At 73.5% G+C, this 17,089-nt stretch carries 14 protein-coding genes; 5 read left to right on the plus strand and 9 right to left on the minus strand.

All coding sequences use genetic code 11. The features are described 5' to 3' along the window. Nucleotides 1-57 precede the first annotated feature (57 nt). The gene (locus OHV05_RS14350; RefSeq protein WP_405017986.1) at nucleotides 58-843 is read left to right on the plus strand and encodes a M23 family metallopeptidase; all 786 of its coding nucleotides are present in this window, start codon (nucleotides 58-60) and stop codon (nucleotides 841-843) included. Nucleotides 844-1,135: 292 nt separating this feature from the next. Here OHV05_RS14350 and OHV05_RS14355 read toward each other — a convergent pair whose 3' ends face one another. Beyond that, nucleotides 1,136-1,741 carry a TetR/AcrR family transcriptional regulator gene (locus OHV05_RS14355; RefSeq protein WP_405017987.1) on the minus strand — a complete coding sequence of 202 codons (606 nt, stop codon included), beginning with the start codon at nucleotides 1,739-1,741 and terminating at the stop codon, nucleotides 1,136-1,138. A gap of 206 nt (nucleotides 1,742-1,947) precedes the next feature. Between OHV05_RS14355 and OHV05_RS14360 the strand changes: the two genes are divergently transcribed. Then, nucleotides 1,948-3,519 carry an MDR family MFS transporter gene (locus tag OHV05_RS14360; protein ID WP_405017988.1) on the plus strand — a complete coding sequence of 524 codons (1,572 nt, stop codon included), beginning with the start codon at nucleotides 1,948-1,950 and terminating at the stop codon, nucleotides 3,517-3,519. A gap of 63 nt (nucleotides 3,520-3,582) precedes the next feature. On the opposite strand, the gene OHV05_RS14365 is transcribed toward OHV05_RS14360, so the two are convergent. Next, nucleotides 3,583-4,476, minus strand: coding sequence for an A/G-specific adenine glycosylase (locus OHV05_RS14365; protein WP_405017989.1), 894 nt, complete (start codon nucleotides 4,474-4,476; stop codon nucleotides 3,583-3,585). A 263-nt stretch (nucleotides 4,477-4,739) separates the two neighbouring features. On the opposite strand from OHV05_RS14365, the gene OHV05_RS14370 reads away from it, so the two are divergent. Then, on the plus strand, nucleotides 4,740-5,618 hold the full coding sequence (locus tag OHV05_RS14370; RefSeq protein ID WP_405017990.1) for a hypothetical protein: 879 nt from the start codon (nucleotides 4,740-4,742) through the stop codon (nucleotides 5,616-5,618). Between the two features lie 49 nt (nucleotides 5,619-5,667). Here OHV05_RS14370 and OHV05_RS14375 read toward each other — a convergent pair whose 3' ends face one another. Next, complete coding sequence (locus tag OHV05_RS14375) at nucleotides 5,668-7,035, minus strand: MFS transporter (RefSeq protein ID WP_405017991.1); 1,368 nt, start codon at nucleotides 7,033-7,035, stop codon at nucleotides 5,668-5,670. 120 nt (nucleotides 7,036-7,155) lie between these two features. Here OHV05_RS14375 and OHV05_RS14380 point away from each other — a divergent pair, with 120 nt between their 5' ends. Continuing rightward, nucleotides 7,156-7,773, plus strand: coding sequence for an ArsR/SmtB family transcription factor (locus OHV05_RS14380; RefSeq protein WP_405017992.1), 618 nt, complete (start codon nucleotides 7,156-7,158; stop codon nucleotides 7,771-7,773). A 77-nt stretch (nucleotides 7,774-7,850) separates the two neighbouring features. On the opposite strand, the gene disA is transcribed toward OHV05_RS14380, so the two are convergent. Both disA and radA read right to left on the minus strand, forming a co-directional pair. Next, a complete protein-coding gene (gene disA, locus OHV05_RS14385; protein ID WP_405017993.1) occupies nucleotides 7,851-8,957 on the minus strand; it encodes a DNA integrity scanning diadenylate cyclase DisA in 1,107 nt (368 codons plus the stop codon). 123 nt (nucleotides 8,958-9,080) lie between these two features. Then, nucleotides 9,081-10,592, minus strand: coding sequence for a DNA repair protein RadA (gene radA / locus OHV05_RS14390; protein ID WP_405017994.1), 1,512 nt, complete (start codon nucleotides 10,590-10,592; stop codon nucleotides 9,081-9,083). A gap of 196 nt (nucleotides 10,593-10,788) precedes the next feature. On the opposite strand from radA, the gene OHV05_RS14395 reads away from it, so the two are divergent. After that, a complete protein-coding gene (locus tag OHV05_RS14395; RefSeq protein ID WP_405017995.1) occupies nucleotides 10,789-12,399 on the plus strand; it encodes a BACON domain-containing protein in 1,611 nt (536 codons plus the stop codon). A gap of 5 nt (nucleotides 12,400-12,404) precedes the next feature. Here the strand turns inward: OHV05_RS14395 and OHV05_RS14400 are convergent, their stop codons facing one another. The 4 genes from OHV05_RS14400 to OHV05_RS14415 form a co-directional block, all read right to left on the minus strand. Next, on the minus strand, nucleotides 12,405-13,613 hold the full coding sequence (locus tag OHV05_RS14400) for a hypothetical protein (RefSeq protein ID WP_405017996.1): 1,209 nt from the start codon (nucleotides 13,611-13,613) through the stop codon (nucleotides 12,405-12,407). A 69-nt stretch (nucleotides 13,614-13,682) separates the two neighbouring features. Beyond that, entirely contained in the window at nucleotides 13,683-14,228 is a 546-nt protein-coding gene (locus OHV05_RS14405) for a SigE family RNA polymerase sigma factor (RefSeq protein ID WP_405017997.1), read from the minus strand. A gap of 144 nt (nucleotides 14,229-14,372) precedes the next feature. Further along, entirely contained in the window at nucleotides 14,373-15,707 is a 1,335-nt protein-coding gene (locus OHV05_RS14410) for a DUF1254 domain-containing protein (RefSeq protein ID WP_405017998.1), read from the minus strand. Further along, a complete protein-coding gene (locus tag OHV05_RS14415) occupies nucleotides 15,704-17,059 on the minus strand; it encodes a DUF1254 domain-containing protein (protein WP_405017999.1) in 1,356 nt (451 codons plus the stop codon). The genes OHV05_RS14410 and OHV05_RS14415 overlap by 4 nt, the downstream gene beginning before the upstream one ends. Nucleotides 17,060-17,089 lie beyond the last annotated feature (30 nt).

A 17,089-nucleotide genomic window follows, 5' to 3' on the forward strand; every position in this document is an offset into this window, starting at 1 on the left:
CCGACCGTTTACATCTGACTGGTCCCCTGTTCCCGAACCACGAGGTGTCGTCACCCGATGTCTTCCCTTCACAGCGTCACCGCCTGGGTGCGGGAACGCCGGACGGTAGTGGCCTGGAGCGGCGCCCTGACGCTGGCCGGCGGCGCCCTGCTGCTGCCCGCGACCGCCGCCGCGCAGACCGTGCTGCCGACCACCCCGGGCAGCTCGGCCTTCACCTCCGCCGCCTACGACTCCGCCGCCCCCGCCGGTGCACAGCAGGCCGCGCTGGTGCAGGTCGCCGAGCCCAGCCCGTACCGGCTGCCCGGCTCCGCCTCCTCCCAGGACGCGGTGACCGTCGCCGACAGCCTGGCCCCCGCGCCCGCCCCGGAAACGCCTCCCGCGCCGGCGCCCGCGCCCGCGCCCACCCAGGCCCCCGCGCCGGTGCCCGCCGCCCCGGCGTGGTCCGCCCCGACGCCCGGCGAGCCGATCAGCAACCCGTACGGCAAGAAGAACCCCTCGTACGCGGCGGGCTACCACACCGGTGTGGACTTCGCGGTCTCCGTCGGCACCCCGCTGCTCGCGGTCGGCGACGCCACCGTGGTCTCGGCCGGGTACGACGGCGCGTACGGCAACGAGGTCGTCCTGCGGCTCTCCGACGGGCACTTCGCGGAGTACGCGCACCTGTCCTCGCTCTCGGTGCACGCCGGCCAGACCGTGACGCCGGGTCAGCAGGTCGGCAAGGCCGGCACCACCGGCAACTCCACCGGCCCGCACCTGCACTTCGAGATCCGCAGCGCCAACAAGTACGGCGCCGTGATCGACCCGATCGCCTTCCTCGCAGCCCGGGGCGTCACCGACTTCTGACGCTTCCACGGTCAGGGGCTCGGGGCTGCGCCGTAGGCAGGCGTTCGAGCATCTACGGTCAGGGGCTCGGGGAACTGCCGATCTGCGGCTCCGCCGCGTGGGCGAGGAGATCTGGCGCCGGGGTCACTGCGAAAGTGCCTGACCGCCCCTGAACGGATCACCTGTTCCGAGGCCAGCGTCGCAGTTCCCCGAGCCCCTGGCGGTGCACCACGTGCGCCCACGCGGCGGAGCCGCACATCAGCAGAGCCCCGAGCCCCCGGCGCCGTAGCGGGCTGAGCAACCTGCCAAAAGGTCAGGAGGGGTCGATCAGGCCGGCGATCTCGAGGGCGACCTCCAGGGCCGCGTCGGTCGCGTCGGCGAGGGTGGCGTGGCCGCCGCCGCAGGGGTGGTCGGCCTCCTCGGCCTGGTCCTGCTTGAGCAGGAAGAGCGCGGTGTTGATCGAGAAGAGCGACATCGCGGCGCGCAGCCGGTTCTGGAAGCTCGCGTCCGGACCGTGCACCAGCCGGATCATCGCGAACATCCGGGCCTTGAACTGCAGCCCCGCCGGCGAGTCCCGCAGCGCGGGCTGGTTCTCGTGGAAGAACCGCAGCAGCGGCGCCCGCTCGGCCATCCCGGCGGCGAACCGCCGGACCAATTCGTCCCGCAGCTCCGGCGACCAGGCCCGGCCCTCGCCCCAGGCGATCGCCTGGTCGATGGGTGCGGCCATGCTCTCCACGATGCCGTGGACGATGTCGTCCTTGGTCTTGAAGTGGTAGTACAGCGCGGCCTTGGTGACCCCGAGCCGGTCGGCGATCTCACGCAACGAGGTCTTCTCGTAGCCCTGTTCGGCGAACAGCTCCAGCGCCACGTCGATGATCCGTGCCCTGGTGTCGGTACGGGGGCTCTGCGTGGTGCTCATGGGTTGGCGGCCTGCCTCAGGACTGCGATCGGGGCGGAGACTACGGTGTCCCGGGCCTCCGGACTCGCATTCTCCCTGCGGCCGGGCTCGTACGCGAGTATTCGGCTTGACGCCCAGCATACGGACAACTTACCGTGCCACTGGTCCATTCACTAGCCGGTCGGCAAGTAAGTTAGCCGCCGGGCGCCGCAGCGGGAGACAGAAGCATGCCGAAACAGCAGGTCGACACCTCGGCGGCGGCCGAGGTGCCGGAAGCCGATCCGACGCCGCGCACCCCGCGCGAGATCCGGCTGGTGATGATCGGTCTGGTGGTCGCCATGCTCCTGGCGATGCTGGACAACCTGATCGTGGGCACCGCGATGCCCACCATCGTCGGAGACCTCGGCGGCGCCGAGCACCTCTCCTGGGTGGTCACCTCGTACACCCTGGCCACCGCCGCCTCCACCCCGATCTGGGGCAAGCTCGGCGACCTGTACGGCCGCAAGGGCACCTTCCTGATCTCGATCGGGATCTTCCTGCTCGGCTCGGCGCTCTCCGGGCTCTCGCAGACCATGACCCAGCTGATCGCGTTCCGCGCGGTCCAGGGTCTGGGCGCGGGCGGCCTGATGGTCGGCGTGATGTCGATCATGGGCGCGCTGGTGCCGCCGCGTGACCGCGGCAAGTACCAGGGCATGTTCGCGGCCGTGATGGCGCTGGCCACCATCGGCGGCCCGCTGGTCGGCGGCTTCATCACCGACCACCTGAGCTGGCACTGGACCTTCTACATCAACCTGCCGCTCGGCATCGTCGCGCTCGCCTTCATCGTGGTGACGCTCAAGCTGCCCAAGGTCCGCTCCACCGCGAAGATCGACTACCTCGGTGCGATCCTGCTGACCGTCGGCATCACCTCGCTGGTCCTGATCACCACCTGGGGCGGCCAGGAGTACGCCTGGGGCTCCAAGCAGATCCTCGGCCTGAGCGCGCTCGCCGTCGCCTCGCTGATCGGCTTCTGCTACGTCGAGCAGCGGGCCGAGGAGCCGATGCTGCCGCTCGGCCTGTTCCGCAACCGCAACTTCGCGCTGGTGTCGGTGATCGGCTTCATCGTCGGTTTCGCGATGTTCGGCGCCGTCACCTTCCTGCCGCTCTACCAGCAGACCGTGCAGGGCGCCTCGGCGACCAACTCCGGGCTGCTGCTGATGCCGATGATGTTCGGCATGCTGGTCGTCTCGCTGGTGGTCGGCGGGATCGTCACCAAGACCGGCAAGTACCGGGTCTTCCCGATCATCGGCACCGCCGTGATGGCCGGCGGCTCGCTGCTGCTCTCCACCCTGGGCACCGACACCAGCCAGTTCACCTCGGCCTGCTACATGGTAGTGCTCGGGGCCGGCATGGGCTTCCTGATGCAGATCACCATGCTGGTCGCACAGAACAGCGTCGAGCTCAAGGACATGGGCGTGGCCAGCTCCACCGCCACCCTGTTCCGCACCATCGGCGGCTCGTTCGGTGTCGCGCTGTTCGGCGCCCTGTTCAACAACCAGGTCACCTCGACCATGGCCGCCTCCGGTGCGCAGGTTCCCGGCGGCCACGGCCAGCTGGGTCCGGACGCGCTGCGCGCCCTGCCGGCGAAGTTCCAGGACGCGTACCACCACGCCGTCTCCAACGGCATGCACACCGTCTTCCTGTGGGGTGCGGTGATCAGCCTGGTCGCCGTGGCCGCCGCGCTGTTCATGCGGGAGACCCCGCTGCGCGGCGCGGGTGACGCGCCCGCCGAGAAGTCGCTCGAGGCCGCTGCGGTCTGACCGTACGACGGATGCCCGGGCCACCCCACGGAGGGGCGGCCCGGGCATCCGTCGTTCCCCGGCCTACTGCGGGAGCCGGTACACGCCCTGGGCGACCGGCTCGACCAGCCCGTCCGCGACCAGGCCGTCCAGCGCCCTGGCCCGCTGGACCTGGTCCGGCCAGACCACGTCCAGCCGGGCCTGCGGGACCTCGCCGTGCGCCTCCCGCAGGACGGCGAGCAGCTTGCCCCGGACCTGACGGTCCGTTCCCTCGTACGTCTGCCCCCGGCGCGGCGGGCCCTGGTACGGCGGGCAGCCGGCCGCCTGCCAGGCGCAGTGCCGGCGCAGCGGGCAGCCGCCGCAGTCGGGGCTGCGGGCGGTGCAGACCAGCGCGCCGAGCTCCATCACGCCGACCGCCCAGGCGGCGGCGGTGCCGGTGTCGGCGGGCAGCAGGCCGGTCGCGGTGCGGCGCTCGGCGGCGGTGGTGGCCTGCGCCGGGTACTCCACGCCCTCGACCGCGCGGGCGAACACCCGGCGGACGTTGGTGTCCAGCACCACATGGCGCTGCCGGAAGGCGAACGAGGCGACCGCCGCGGCGGTGTACTCGCCGACGCCCGGCAGCGCGAGCAGCGCGGCGTGGTCGTCGGGGACCCGGCCGTCGTGTTCCCGGGTGATCGCGACGGCGGCGGCGTGCAGCCGCAGCGCCCGACGCGGATAACCGAGCCTGCCCCACATCCGGACCGCTTCGCCCGGCGCGTCCGCGGCCAGGTCGGCCGGGGTCGGCCAGCGCTCCAGCCAGGCGGCGTAGGCGGGCAGCACCCGCTTCACCGGGGTCTGCTGGAGCATGAACTCACTGACCATCACGGCCCAGGGCGACGCCTCCGGGGTGCGCCAGGGGAGGTCGCGGGCGTTGGCCTCGTACCAGTCGAGCACGGTCGAGTGCAGCAGCGGGGCGGGGATCACGGGGGTGGCAGCCATGGCGCGTCCATCCTGCCATGCGGGCCGCCCTGCTCCGCCCGGGGGAACGGGGCCGCCCCGGACGCCCCTCCGGGAGGCCGCGACGGGCGATCTGCGGAGGATCGGCCCACAGTGTGACCGACGACTTCGTCCACCGAGGAACGGCTCGCAGCGGCGCTCGTCCCGCTCCCCCGTCCGGAGCAAAACACGGATGATGTGAAGGAACCGGCGCAGCAGCGGTGTTGATGCACCATCGGGTACGCCGGGTCTCGTAGAGTTTGCGCGTGCCTTCTCTGCGTCAACCCGTGGGACCGCTGCCGGCCTCGATCTACTGGCGACGGCGCGTCGTCGTGCTCGTGGCCGTGGCAGCCCTCCTCGCGCTGGTCCTCTGGCTGGTCACGGGCTCCGGCGGCGGCGGGAAACCGGGCCAGGGCAAGGCGGCCCAGCCGGCCCCGGCCCAGTCGATCACCCCCGGTGCCGACCCCACCGGGCCGGCCATCACCACCCGCCCCGGCGGCACCGGCGGCTCGACCGCCACCGGCGGGGTCTCGGGCTCGGGCGGCGGCGAGGTCAGTCTCACCAACGGCGGCACGGGCAGCGGCACCGCGGCCACGGGCGGCGCGGGCACCTCCGGCGGTGGCACCGCCGGTACTGCCGGCACGGGCGGTACTGCCGGCACGGGCGGCGCGGGCGGCACCACCGGCGGCGGGAGCACTCCCCCGCCGGTGAACACCGCCGAGGTGATGGCCCTCCCGGTCTGCACCGCCTCCCAGGTCTCGCTGGAGCTGGCGGGCAGTCAGGACGCCTACAAGGCGAAGGACAAGCCCCGGCTCTCGCTCACCGTCCGGAACACCTCGACCGGCACCTGCCGGGTCAACCTCGGCCGGACCGCCTCCAGCGTGGTGGTCACACTGGCCGAGTCCAACGAGCGGGTCTGGTCCTCCGGCGACTGCCCGACGGACCGTCAGGACACCTGGGTCCAGCTCGGCGCGGGCAGCGGCCTGACCGAGACCTTCACCTGGGAGCGCGGCCGCAGCAAGCCCCAGTGCGCCACCCCGGACGCCGCTCCGGCGCCGATCGGCCGCTACCTGGTCCAGGCCACCCTCAACGGCCCGGCCGGGGGCCCGGTCTCGGCCCGCACCTCGATCCGCCTGGAGGACTGACCTCCCCGGCCACCCTCTCCGTCCCGCCCGGTTCCGGCCGGGCCGGGCGTTACCGGGCGTCGGTCTGAGCGGTCCGGGTGGGCCAGGCCGCGTGGCGCAGCGCGCGGTTGAGGGTGGCGGGGAGCAGGGCGACGGCGAGCAGGGCGGTCAGCAGCTGGAGCACGGCGACCGGCCGGAGGTGGTCGAGCAGCAGTCCGCTGGCGAAGCCGCCCAGCGGCATGCCGAGCATGAAGAGCGTCATGGTCGCGGCGATCACCCGGCCCCGCAGGGCGTCGGGGACCTGCTGGAAGATCAGCAGGTCCACCATCACCCGCAGCGCGGGCACCCCGAGCGACACCACCAGGAGCAGCAGGAAGAGCTCGACCGGGTCACCGACCAGGGCGGGGGCCAGTAGCAGCGGGACGGTGGACCAGGCGACGCCCAGCAACAGGCGCCCGGGGCGCAGGTGACGGTGCAGCGGGCGGACCAGCAGGGCGCCGAGCAGTCCGCCGACCGCCTCGCCGGCCAGCACCAGGCCGGTGCCGGTGGTCGAGGTACCGCCGTCCCGGAGCAGGACCATCAGCGGCAGCAGGGTCGCGGCACCGATCAGGTTGATCACGCCGACCACACCGACCACGGCCCGCATCAGCGGGTCGGCCCAGAGCACCCGGAGGCCCGCCAGCGCGCTGTCGGCCGGGCGGCCCGCGGTAGCCCGGTCGGCACTCGGCCCGGCCGGGCGGCCGTCGAAGCGGACCAGGCAGGCGGTCGCGAGCGAGTAGAGCGAGGCGAGGGCGGCGCCGAGGAACGGGACCGTCCGGCCCAGGCCGAGCAGCAGCCCGGCCAGCGGCGGGCCGAGCAGCGCCGCACCGTTGGCCCGGACCTCGTCCTGGGTGAGCGCCTGCCGCAGCTGCGCGGGCGGCACCAGTGAACGGACCGCCAGGGTGCGGACCGGGCCCGCGTAGGCGATGGTCGCGCCGATCACGGCGGCCACCAGCAGGGCGTGCCAGACGGTGAAACGGTCCAGCCAGAGGGCGGCCGGGACGGAGAGGGCGGCCAGCACCCGGACGGTGTCGGCGACGATCAGGATCCGCCGGCGGTCGAGGCGGTCGGCGAGGGCGCCGCCGTGCAGGCCGAACAGCAGTGAGGCGGTGAACTGGACCGCACCGAACGCTCCGGCGAGGAACGGGGAACCGGTCATCGCCAGCAGGAGGAGCGGGTAGGCGGTGTCGGCGAGCATGGTGCCGAGCATCGAGGCGGCGGCTCCGCTCCACAGCGCCTGGTAGCGCCAGTTGCGGTGCAGCGGGACGGCCCGAGGCTCGGGGGCCGGTGCCTGTGCCCCGGTCTGCGCCTGCGCCTCCACCCGCGCCTGGGCTGCGACCGTCGGCGCCGGTGCCTCGTCGCCGTGCTCGCGATCCCTGTCCTGCAGCTGCGCGGTCATGCCCCACCCCGTTCACCCGAGCGTGGACGGTCACCCTTCTGCAACCATTCACATCTGCGTGAATGGTTGCAGAAGGGTGAGCATTGGCGCAAGCGTTGACGTTCATGGGTTAATGAACCGGTGGATGAGCAACTGAACGAGCGTGAAGTCGGCGACCTGGCAACGCTGAAGGCCCTCGCCGACCCCGTGCGCCTGGCGATCATCGGTCTGCTGACGCAACGCGATCCGAAGCCGCTGACGGTCAAGGAGATCGCCACCGCGCTCGACGAGCCGCCGACCAAGCTCTACCGGCACGTCAAACAGCTCGAGCAGACCGCGCTGATCAAGGTGGCGGGCACCAGGGTGGTGTCGGGCATCACCGAGAGCCGCTACCGGCTGGCCCAGAAGTCGCTGCGCCTCTCCGGCGCGGTCTTCGCCGACGGCAACATCGACCGGCAGGAGGCGATCGGCCCGCTGCTCGCCGCGCTCGACCTGGTCCGGACCGAGTTCCGCAACCACTACCTGGCGGACCGGCTCAACCTGCCGAGCACCGCGCCCGGCAAGCCCGCCTCACCCGCGATGTTCAGTCACTTCACGCTGCGCCTGCGCCCCGAGCGGGTGGTCAGACTGCGCAACCAGCTCGGCGGCATCCTCGACGAGCTCGCGGCCGAGGGCGACAGCACCGACCCGGACGCGGTGGACGTCACGCTGCTCAGCCTGCTCTACGCGCTCAAGCCGGCCGACCCCACCGAGAGCTGAGGACGGGTCAGCCCCGGGCGGTACGGACCGGGGGCTCGGCCCGGGGCCCGAGCCCCCGCTCGCGCTTACAGCGAGGGTCAGACGTAGCGCTCCAGGATGGACGATTCTGCGAGCCGCGAGAGCCCCTCGCGGACCGAGCGGGCTCGGGTCTCGCCGACGCCCTCGACCGTCTGCAGGTCGTCGATGCTGGCCGCCAGCAGCTTCTGCAGGCCGCCGAAGTGCTCCACCAGCCGCTCGATCACGGTGTTGGGCAGCCGGGGCACCTTCGCCAGCAGGCGGTAGCCGCGCGGCGAGACGGCCGAGTCCAGCGACTCCGGCGTGCCCGGGTAGCCGAACGCCTTGGCGACGGTCTGCAGGTCGAGCAGCTCGGCGTGGGTGAGCGCCTCCAGGTCGGCGAGCACCTCCGGAACGGTCTTGCCGCGCTTGGCGGCCCGCTCGGGGAAGTAGTCCCGGGCGACCAGCTCGCGCTCGGGCTCGACGCCCGCGATCAGCTCGTCCAGCTGGAGCGAGAGCAGTCGGCCGTCGGTGCCGAGCTCGAGCACGTAGCCCGCGATCTCGGCCGCGATCAGGCGGACCATCTCCAGCCGCTGGGCGACTGCGGTGACGTCCCGGACGGTGACCAGGTCCTCGATCTCCAGCGCGGAGAGGGTGCCGGCCACCTCGTCCAGACGGAGCTTGTAGCGCTCCAGGGTGGCCAGCGCCTGGTTGGCCCGGGAGAGCACGGTGGTGGAGTCCTCCAGCACCCGCCTGGTCCCGTTCACGTACATCGCGATCAGCCGCATCGAGTGCGAGACCGCGACCACCGGGAAGCCGGTCTGCCGGTTGACCCGCTCGGCGGTGCGGTGCCGGGTGCCGGTCTCGTCGGTGGGGATGGTCGAGTCGGGCATCAGGTGCACCCCGGCCCGGAGGATCTTGGTGATGTCCTTGTCCAGCACCACCGCGCCGTCGAGCTTGCACAGTTCGCGCAACCGGGTGGCGGTGAACTCGACGTCCAGCACGAAGCCGCCGGTGGAGATGGAGTCCACCGTCTTGTCGAAGCCGAGCACGATCAGCCCGCCGGTGTTGGCCCGGAGCACCCGCTCCAGACCGTCGCGCAGACCCGTCCCCGGGGCGATGGCAGTGAGGGAGGCCCGCAGTAGGGCCTCCTCGCGGGAGGACCTGTCCGCCCGGTCGTTGGCTGCCACGTGACTCCTCCGGTCGACCCGGACCGCGTGGCGTGGTGCCCGACGGTCTGTCTCTCATTACTGCACTTCATGCCGATTAAACAGGGGAAAGTCTAACGGCGTTCGGCAATAGGGAGGTCCGGGTCAGTTGAGTTCGTCCGAGTCGACCGGTTCCCAGCCCTCCATGAGCTCTTCCGGGTAGGCCACGACGGGTGCCGCGACCGGTGCGGGACGGGGCGCGGGCGGCCCTCCGGCGGCCTCGGTACGGGACTTCGCGGCGGCCTTGCGGCGGCCCGGGATGGCCTGCAGCGCCTCGCCGATGTCCGCCACCTCGACCACCTTCATCCCGCGCGGGACCTTGCCCGGATCCGGCGGGACCAGTGCGTGCGTGAAGCCCAGCCGGTGCGCCTCGGCGAGCCGCCGCTGAACACCCGTCACCCGGCGGACCTCGCCCGCCAGACCGACCTCGCCGATCGCCACCAGGCCGTTCGGCAGCGGGGTGTCGGAGGAGGAGCTGGCCACCGCGAGCGCGATCGCCAGGTCGGCGGACGGCTCGGTGAGCTTCACGCCGCCGACCGTCGCGGTGTAGATGTCCTGCTTGCCGAGCTTCACACCGCCGTGCCGCTCCACCACCGCCAGGATCATCGCGATCCGAGGCGACTCCAGGCCGGAGGTGGTCCGGCGCGGGGACGGGATCTGCGAGTCGACCATCAGCGCCTGCACCTCGGCCACCAACGGCCGGCGGCCCTCCAGAGTCACCGTCAGGCACGTCCCGGGGACGGGCTTGTCACGCCGGGTCAGGAACAGCCCGGACGGGTCGGCCAGGCCGATGATGCCCTCGTCGTGCAGCTCGAAGCAGCCGACCTCGTCGGTCGCGCCGTAGCGGTTCTTGATGCCCCGGATGATCCGCAGCCGGGCGTGCCGGTCGCCCTCGAAGCTCAGCACCACGTCGACCAGGTGCTCCAGCAACCGGGGCCCGGCGATCGAACCGTCCTTGGTCACGTGGCCGACCAGCAGCGTCGCCATCCCCCGGTCCTTGGACGCCCGGATCAGCGCCCCGGCCACCTCGCGGACCTGGGCCGGGCCGCCGGGTGCGCCGTCCAGCTCGGCGGAGGCGATGGTCTGCACCGAGTCCAGGATCAGCAGGCCGGGGTTGACCGCGTCGATGTGGCCGAGCACCGCACCGAGGTCGGACTCGGCGGCCAGGTAGAGGTGGTCGGAGAGCGCGTTGATCCGGTCGGCGCGCAGCCGGACCTGGCTGGCGGACTCCTCACCGGTCACGTAGAGCGTGCGGTGCTGGTCGCTGGCCGCCTTGGCCGCCACGTCCAGCAACAGGGTCGACTTGCCGACCCCGGGCTCACCCGCGAGCAGCACCACCGCGCCGGGGACCAGGCCGCCGCCGAGCACCCGGTCGAGCTCGGGCACACCGGTGGTCCGGGCGGTCGCCACCTTGCCGTCGATCTGGCCGATCGGCTTCGCGGGGGTGCTGACCGGGCCGGCGGCGGTGGTCCGGATCGGGACGGCGCCGTACTCCTCCACCGTGCCCCACGCGTTGCACTCGGGGCAGCGGCCGACCCATTTGGGCAGCTGGTTGCCGCACTCGGTGCAGCGGTACGCCGGGCGGGCCTTGGCGGTGGTCTTGGTGCGGGCAGCCATGCGGCCCACCGTAGCGGCTGGGACCGACAACCGGGCTTCGCCTTCGGCAGAGCCCCGAGCGCCTGACTCTCCCGAACCACCTGCCAAAAGCCGAGCGCCTGCCAAAGGTTCTCGGTCGGGTGGTGTTGTTACCCGAAAGAAGTACAAGGGGCCCGATTCGGCCCCCGGGTGCGGCGGGATGCCTAGCGTCGGACGGGTGACGACTTCCCCCACGTCCACGGCGGCGGCCTACGACCAGTACGCCGACGGGCTGTTCACGTACTGTCTCTCCGTCCTGTGCGAGCACGACGCCACCGTTGCGGCGGTCCGCGAGGTGCGTGACCTCGCGTTGCGGCACGGCGAGCGGCTGGCCGATCCCGCGCTGCGCCGGGCCTGGCTGTATTCGTTGGCGCGGCACTGCTGCCTGCGGCGGCTGGCCGAGGGCCTGGTGGCCCCGGGGCCGGAGCACCGGCGGGAGCTGGCGTCGCTGGCCTGGCCGGAGGCGGCCGGGACGCCGCCGGAGCAGCGCGAGGCGCTGGAGCTGGCGGTCCGCCACCGGCTCGGGCCGGACGAGGTGGCCGCCGTGCTGGAGCTGTCCCGGGCGGCGGGCGACGAGCTGCTGGCCGCCGCCGAGGCGGAGGTGTGGCGGACGCGGGTCGCGCTGCTGGTGCTCGGCGTGGGCAGTTGCCCGGTGCTGGCCGAGCTGGGCGGCGCCGGGGCGGAGAGCTGGCGGGAGTGGGTGCTCGGGCCGGCGCTGCGCCGTGAGCTGGTGCGGCACGTGGTGGACTGCCCGACCTGCCGGGGCACGGCGGAGCGGGTCTCCGGCGAGCTGGGCCGGGGCCTGGCGGCGCTGCCCGGGCTGCCGTTGCTGCCCGCGCCGGAGGAGCTGCGGGCCCGGATGGTGTCCCGGCGGCCGGCCGGTCCCGAGGAGGGTGCGCTCCGGTTCGACCAGCGGGGCTTCCCCCGGCACCGGGCGCCGAGCCGGTTCGGCGGGCCGGCGGTCCGTCAGCGGGTGGTCACCACGGGCGTGCTGGCGGCGGTGCTGACGGCGCCGGTGGTGGCGCTCTGGGGCGCACACCGCAGCGACGACGGCGTGACGGGCTCGGCGGCGCTCTCCTCGGTGCGGGTGGAGACGCCCGCGCAGCCGACCTCGCCAGCGGCGCAGGAGCCGCCGACGGCGCCCACCGTCTCGGAGCACGGTCTTGAGCTGGCCGGGTCGGTCACCACGAGCGCAGAAACGTTGCTGCCGTCAGTCCTTGGCCCGGCCGTCCCGGTGCCGGGGCACGGCGCCACCCGGCTCGGCAACGCCACGCCCCGGCTGGAAGCCCCGAGCGCGCCACTGCCGACCGGTCCGGGGCAGCTGACCGTCGAGGCGCAGGAGTTCGGCGAGCGGACGGTGATCACCCTGGTCAACTCCGGTGGCACCACGATCCACTGGCACGCCGAGGTGGACGCCGACTGGCTCCGGCTGAGCCGCGACTCCGGCACGCTGGCCCCCGCCCAGCGGATCACCGTCACCGTCACGGTCGACCAGTCCCGGGCCCCGGACCACCAGTGGCGGGCCCGGATCGCCCTGCCGCCCTCCCAGGCCGTGGTCACCCTGGAGGGCGGCCCGTCCGACCGGGGCATCCCGTCCCAGTCCCCCACCCCCGAGGCGAGCGACAGTCCGTCACCCACGCCCGGTGGGTCGCCCAGCAGCACCCCGACCGACCCGTCCGGGCCCGGCCCGAGTCCCACCGCCACCCCGACCCCCACCGGGTCGCCGTCGCCGTCCTCCTCGGCCTCGGCCTCCACCTCGGCGACCCCCACCCCCCAGGAGACCCCGTGACCGGGCTACGGCACCTGCCTGGCCTCCGCCGCCACCGCGAGGGCCAGGGTGCGGAGCTGGTCGAGCGTCAGCACCGGTGTACCGACGGGCGGCCGGCCCTCGCCGGAGGGCGGGCTGAGCGCGGAGACCGTGACCCGCACCCGGTCCGGGCGCAGCAGCTCGACCACGTTGCGGTCGGTGGCTCCACCGTTCGGTTCGGTCCTGGCGAGCAGCAGGGTGCCGTCCGCCAGCCGCTCGGCCCCGGCGAACTCGTCGGCCGGGGTGCCCATCGGCGGCTTCCGCCAGTCCCGGAGCAGGACGTCCACTCCGCCGCTGTTCACCCGCAGGTGCAGGCTGTCGACGTCCGGCCTGATCCGGTCGACCACCGCACCGGCGGGGAGCAGCGGTTGGACCACGGCCGCGATCCGCTGCCCGTCGAGCATCGCCGGGCCGGTGAGCTGGGTCAGCCCGGCCGCCGGGATCGCCTCGAAGGCGGGGCGCCAGACCGGGTCGCCCGCGATCACCCCGAGCTGCGCCTCCGTGAGCAGGGGCTCCGCGCGGGTGAGGTTCTGGTCGACCATGGAGGCGTAGTTGTACGTGCTGGCGTCCACCCAGCGCCCGTCGGGAGTGACCAGCGTGGCCGACCAGATCCGCGTCGGGTCCCTGTCCGCCGGCTGCTGGTGGCGGAGGGTCAGGGTGCCGCCGTCCGCCGTCCGGCTCTGTTCACAGATCTCGGTCGCGGACGGCCCGGACGGGCAGTCGATCTTGACCGGACCGCCGCCCGGTTCGATCGGCAGCCGGTTGACGGTGACCACCACCAGGGCCTCTCCCCGGCCGTCGTCCACGGTGACCGACAGCATCGGCAACCGCCCGGTGCGCAGGGATTCGGCGGTGTCGACCGCCTCGGAGTCGACCACCTGAAAACCGGTCAGGTGCGGGGTGAGCCCGGCGAGCAGCTGCGGGCCCGTCATACCGGGTGCGGTCGGTGAGGCACTGGACGCCGGGGGCACCGGGCGGGCGGCGCCGCCGGGCAGTCCCGCGACGGCCACCGTGCCGGCCACCAGCAGCATCACGGCCGCCGCACCACCCGTCACGGTGAACGCTCGGCGGCGCCGCAGCCGACGGCCCCGGACGGCTCCGCCGAGCGTGAGTCGGTGCTGGTCGGGTTCGAAGGCGGCACCGGCCCGGCGCAGGGCCTGGGTCAACTCGCCCTCGAAGTCGGGGTGTTCGGACATCGCGGATCACCGTCTCTCGGAAGGATCGGAGGCAACGGGCCCAGCGGCCCGGCGGATCGGAAGCGGCGCTCAGTGCCCGGTCAGCTCGGCCAGCGAGTCGCCGAGCAGGGCGCGGAGGCGGACCAGCGCGCGGGAGGTCCGGGTGCGTACGGCACCGGAGTTGGAGTGCAGGATCTCGGCGGTCTGCTCGACGCTGACGTCCTCCCAGTACCGCAGCACCAGCACCGCCCGGTCCTGGGCCGAGAGCCGGGCGAGCGCTTCGAGCAGGGTCAGCCGCAGGGTGCCGTCGTCGCCGTCCGGTCCGGCCAGGTCGGGGAGTTCGCCGGTCGGGCGCTCGGCGCTGCTGCGCCGTCGCTGGTGGCTCAGGTAGCTGCGGAACAGGACCCGCTGGGCGTACCCGGCCGGGTTGTCGATCGTCCGGCCGCCGAGCAGCCAGCCGGAGCGGCGCCAGAGCGCGTACATCCGGCCGAGGGTCTCCTGCACCAGGTCCTCGGCGAGGTGGGTGTCCCCACCGGTCAGCAGACAGGCGGAGCGGTAGAGCTGGCCCCCGCCCGCCGCCGCGAACTCCAGGTACCGCTCGTCCCGGTCGCGCCCGCCCCGGTCGCCCACCCTCACCACTCCCCCGCCTGCCGCCACCCGCTCACACTTGTCTGACGCAGTGACGGCCGCAGGGTGTTACAGGTCCGGCTGCCGGCAATCCGGCCCGGCGGAGCGTACGGCCTCCGCCCGGACCGCCGCGCCCCGGCCCCTGACGGGCACTCAGCGGGGCCGGATCGGCGGCAGCCGGTACGTCCCGTCCAGGACGGCGGCCCCCGGTTGGTAGAGCCGGATCATCGGGCGGAACTCGCCTTCCGGGGTGGGCAGCCAGTTGGCCGCCTCCGCCGGGTCGTCCGGGCGCCGGTGCTGGAGCACCAGGGTGAGCGAGCCGTCCGGTGCGTACACCAGGCCCGGGGTGCGGTCGCCGATCGAGTAGCGGTCGATCGGGTTGGCCACCAGGTGGTAGTCGGTGGCGTCGTACATGGTGAGCGACCAGAAGGCGTCCACCGGCGGTGGGCTGTCGAAGCGCAGGGTGTACGAGCGGGCGCCGGTCAGGGCCCGGCCGTCGGCGTCCTGGAAGACGGCCGCGTACGCCGCCTCGTAGGCGTGGTTGCCCCAGAGTCCGGCCCGGGCGGCGACCGCGCGGGTCAGGTGGGCGGCCCGGCGGTCGGGGATCCGCCACTGCGGCTCGTCGACGGTGCCGGGGCCGAGGTGGTCCAGGTTGTAGTCGAAGAGGTGCAGGTTGAGCATCCACTCGCCGCCCGGCCGGCCCGGGTCGGGGCGGCCCGCCTGCTCGACCCGGCGGCGGCCCTCGGCCAGTCCGGCGGCCAACTCGGCGGCCCAGTCCGGAGCGGGGTTGCGGTAGGGCGAGCTGCCGGTGTCCAGCAGGCCGAGCGGGGCGAACCGCCGCTGGTACTCGAGGTCGGCCGCCGCCGGCGGGAACTGCGCGCCCCAGAGCCGCAGTTGCTCCAGGAAGCGGAGTTGCTCCGGCACCTCGGGGTCCGGCTCGGACAGGCCCGCGTACACCCCGCCGGGCTCCAGCGGGGTCAGCGTCAGCCGCTGCTGGAGGTCACGGACCCGGGGCAGGTCGGCCGGGCCGTCGCAGGCGTTCCGGCCGACCACGGTGGCGACCGTGGTCGGGCACTCGATCACCTGGAGGCCCGGCTCCGGGGTGCCGTGCCAGTGCGGGGGCACCAGCAGTCGGCGCTGTGCACCGGTGCCGGTGGCCCGACGGCCCAGGTAGGCGAAGTTGTTGGTCCAGGCGTCGACGAACTGGAGCACCAGGTACGCACCGTCGGTGTCCGGCACGTCCAGCAGCAACGGGCCGCCGGACAGGTCGAGTTGGGCGACCGAGTAGACGGTGTCGTTGTTCACCGAGACGAACTCGGTGCCGGCCGTTGCCAGCCGGTCGGCGTGGCCGAAGCGGTTGAACCCGGTGGCGGGCAGGCTGCCCATGCCCTGCCGGACGCACCGGTCGGCCATGGTGAGGTCGAAGACCATCGGGTAGCCGTAGACGTAGGCGTCGGCCGCCAGGGCTCCGGGCTTGGCCTCGGTCATGCCCCGGCCACCTCCGGCGCTCGCGGGGTGAGTGGCGGGATGGTCCAACTCCCTTCCAGGACGGCCTGGTCGGGTCCGTAGAGCCGGATCACGACGGTGAACGGGCCGTCCGGGGCGGGCAGCCAGTTGGCACTGTGCTCGGCGTTGGCCGGGCGCTTGTGCCGGACGTGCAGGGTCAGCCCGCCGTCCGGGTCGTACACCAGCCCCGGGGTGCGGTCGCCGATCGAGTACCGCTCCAGCGGGTTGTCCACCAGCAGCCGGTCCGGCAGGCCGTACATCGTGGCGGACCAGAAGAACCGGGCCGACGGCAGCCGGTCGGGCGGGAAGTGCAGCACGTAGTCGCGCTCCGAGGCGTCCGGCGGCCGGTTGCCCTCGCCGTCGGCCACCCAGCCGCCGTACCAGGCCTCGGCGGACGGCAGGCCGTACAGGCCCTTGTAGGCGCCGACCGCACGGTTCAGGAAGTTCTCGGCCAGCTCCGCCCTGGTGCCGAACAGGCCGGTGTTGCCGACCGTCCCGGCGGCCGCCCGCTCCAGTTCGGCCCGGCCGTCCGCGATGCCCTGGGCGATCGACTCGCGCAACTCGGCGGTCAGCGTGGCGGGCTCGAAGTCGCCGCTGCCGATGCCGAGTTCGGCCAGCCGGCGGCGCAGGTCGAGCTCGGCGGGGAAGGCGGTGCCGGCCGGGCGGGGCGGGAAGAAGCCGAGCAGGAAGTCCAGCAGCACGAAGAACTCCGGGCTGTCCCGGATCTCCTCCCGCCAGACCGGCCAGACCGGCTCGGGTGCGGCCGGTGGCGGCTCGGTGCCCAAGTGCTCGCTCAGCGGCAGCAACCGGTACCCCGCCTGGATCCGCTCCACCTCGGGGATGTCCTCCGGGCCGGCCAGGTAGGTGCGGCCGACGATGCCGAGCAGCTCGGTGTCGGCGCGCAGCACCCCGTCGAAGCCGTCCGCCGGGACGTCCCGGTGGCCGGGGCCGGTGACCAGGTGGCGGCCGGCCTGCCGGCCGGTGGTGCGGGCCCCGACGAAGCCCACGTACGGGGTGTCCAGTTCGTGCACCGGGATCACGTAGTAGCGGTCCACGGCCGGGACCTCGATCACCCACGGCTCGGCCCGCAGGTCGAGCCAGGCCCAGGAGTAGGGGGTGTCGTTGTTCGGCGTCACCACGTCGGTGTCGGCCGCGGTGAAGGGCTGCGGGTAGTGCCGGAACACGCCGAAGCCACCGACATGGCGCGGGTCCGCCTCGTCGATGGCCTGCGGGTACATGGTGCGGTAGTTCTCCAGCAGGCTGAACCCCCAGATCCAGCCCTCCGCCGCCGTCCTGCGCACCGTCGCCGGATCCACCAGTGCCGGGTTTCCCATGCCGCCGCGCTCCCCAGGTCGGACATCACG

Origin of the sequence: Kitasatospora sp. NBC_00070, from assembly GCF_045041205.1 — a bacterium.
Lineage (GTDB): Bacteria > Actinomycetota > Actinomycetes > Streptomycetales > Streptomycetaceae > Kitasatospora.

What these genes read in the sequence shown, in the direction of transcription:
- OHV05_RS14410 (WP_405017998.1), bottom strand. Translation starts at nt 15,707, where the DNA reads ATGACCGAGGCCAAGCCCGGAGCCCTGGCGGCCGACGCCTACGTCTAC.
- OHV05_RS14350 (WP_405017986.1), top strand. Translation starts at nt 58, where the DNA reads ATGTCTTCCCTTCACAGCGTCACCGCCTGGGTGCGGGAACGCCGGACG.
- OHV05_RS14400 (WP_405017996.1), bottom strand. Translation starts at nt 13,613, where the DNA reads ATGTCCGAACACCCCGACTTCGAGGGCGAGTTGACCCAGGCCCTGCGC.
- OHV05_RS14355 (WP_405017987.1), bottom strand. Translation starts at nt 1,741, where the DNA reads ATGAGCACCACGCAGAGCCCCCGTACCGACACCAGGGCACGGATCATC.
- OHV05_RS14375 (WP_405017991.1), bottom strand. Translation starts at nt 7,035, where the DNA reads ATGACCGCGCAGCTGCAGGACAGGGATCGCGAGCACGGCGACGAGGCA.
- OHV05_RS14415 (WP_405017999.1), bottom strand. Translation starts at nt 17,059, where the DNA reads ATGGGAAACCCGGCACTGGTGGATCCGGCGACGGTGCGCAGGACGGCG.
- OHV05_RS14360 (WP_405017988.1), top strand. Translation starts at nt 1,948, where the DNA reads ATGCCGAAACAGCAGGTCGACACCTCGGCGGCGGCCGAGGTGCCGGAA.
- radA (WP_405017994.1), bottom strand. Translation starts at nt 10,592, where the DNA reads ATGGCTGCCCGCACCAAGACCACCGCCAAGGCCCGCCCGGCGTACCGC.
- OHV05_RS14365 (WP_405017989.1), bottom strand. Translation starts at nt 4,476, where the DNA reads ATGGCTGCCACCCCCGTGATCCCCGCCCCGCTGCTGCACTCGACCGTG.